We start from the raw sequence: 1,796 nt of genomic DNA, 5'->3' as shown, positions 1-1,796 counted from the left end.
CTAATTTCTCCTAATTCGCCATTTTTGGGGAAATAACGCCCAGAGTGCATCTAATTTAGTCAAATTCCTTGGTTTTTGCGATATCGAGCCGAATTAACTGCATCTCTGCAACTAATTGCCAAGAACCCGCCGAATTCCCGAAAATAACTGCATTGTAGCCCTTATTATCATGCCGGCGGTATAATTCCGACACAATGACCGCTAGCCGCCGACAATCGCCGGCTAAATCCCAGTCGCTGCTAACGTCAGCCCGTGGATCCTGCCCGCCACCGACACTGCCCGCTAATATCGACCACCACCGATAACTGGCCGCAAGATTCCGATCGCCCGCCGACAATGCCTACTAAATCCCAGTCGCCACCAGCGTCAGTCTGCTAGATCTCTGCCACCGACTGGCGGATCATCAGCGTCGTTGGAACGAACAGGGTCTCGTTGGCCGGTTCCTGAGGCGGTTCCCCATCGGCTTGGATCGGCCCCGGCTGCTGCATTAGCTCGATCAGTCTGCGGGTCCCCCGCTCGCTGATCTCAGCGACGGGCTTGCGGATCGTCGTCAGAGCCGGGTTCGTATAGCTGGCGAATACGATATCGTCGAACCCGATCAACGATACTTGATTTGGCACGGTTATGCCGCGGGCGAAGCAGGCGTTCATCGCTCCGATTGCCATATCGTCGTTCGCGCAGAACACCAGCGTAGGCGGCTTGGGAAGTTCCAGCAGCGCATTCATCATCCGGTAGCCGCTGTCGATGCTGTAATCGCCGGCCGCCTGATATTCGGCAGGGAGGGAGAGGCCATGGGCAAGCAAGCTTTCCAGGAACCCTTGCTTCCGCTCGGCCGCCGAGCGGAAGCCTGCTTTGCCTTCTAGGATCGCCAGCCGGCGATGGCCTCGGCCAATCGCATAATCGATTGCTTCCCGCACGCCTTCCCGGTCGTTAGCTACGACGTTCACGATGCCGGGATCGTCCAGATGGCGGTTCAGAACGACGAGCGGAATCCCCGCCTTCTTCACATGGTAAATAAACGCATTGTCCGCATCGCTTTGGCTCATGACGAGGATACCGTCGAAGCGGTGCGGCGATATGCCCTCCAAATGCCGGATACTGTCGATCCCGTGTACGGTCAGGCTGTAGTTCTCGTCCAGCGCATGGTGGATGCCCTTGATCGCGTCAACGAGGAAGCTGGAGGACGTTCCTTGATCGATGCTGGAGAAAAACAGTCCGATCGTATACGTCTTCTTCATCACCAGACTTTTGGCGCTGACATTGGGAACATAGTTCATTTCGGCGGCGATTTTTTCGATCTTGTCCCGCGTCTCCGGCTTGATCAGCGGGCTGCCGTTCAGCGCCCGGGAGACCGTGGTATGGGACACGCCCGCAACGCGGGCGATGTCTTTGATCGTAATCATAGAATCTCTACTTTCGCAGGAAGTTGCTTGTTATTTTCACGTTTTCATTTTATTCCTAAATACTCCAAAAAGTCAAGAAAAATGGTCATTGCACACGTGAAAATAAAAACCGCCTTCCCCAAATTGTAAACGCTACAATAACAGGTGAAATGATCCGAAGGGAAGCGAATATGCATGTGTAGCGGAGTTCAAAATTGTGGGAAATGCTTGGGGAACTACCGAACGCCGAAAGCCCGAAACTCCAAAACTCCAAAACTCCAAAACTCCAAAACTCCAAAACTCCGAAACTCCGAAACTCCAAAACTCAGAAACTCCAAAACTCAGAAACTCCAAAACTCCAAAACTCAGAAACTCCGAAAATAGGAAAGCCCAAAAATCCGAATATCCCAATAT

The 1,796-nt window shown here is 53.1% G+C and carries 2 protein-coding genes; one reads left to right on the top strand and one right to left on the bottom strand.

What is annotated here, in order from left to right; genetic code table 11:
• Positions 1 to 374: 374 nt before the first annotated feature.
• Entirely contained in the window at positions 375 to 1,403 is a 1,029-nt protein-coding gene (locus tag BN3795_RS00170; RefSeq protein WP_068782736.1) for a LacI family DNA-binding transcriptional regulator, read from the bottom strand.
• A gap of 196 nt (positions 1,404 to 1,599) precedes the next feature.
• Between BN3795_RS00170 and BN3795_RS25770 the strand changes: the two genes are divergently transcribed.
• Positions 1,600 to 1,796: hypothetical protein (locus tag BN3795_RS25770; protein WP_232729806.1), on the top strand; the 197-nt coding region annotated here is incomplete at its 3' end.

The organism is Paenibacillus phocaeensis (genome assembly GCF_900021165.1).
Taxonomy (GTDB): domain Bacteria; phylum Bacillota; class Bacilli; order Paenibacillales; family Paenibacillaceae; genus Fontibacillus; species Fontibacillus phocaensis.
Note: the sequence above shows the minus strand (reverse complement) of the source record. Positions and strands in the feature narration are given on the sequence as shown.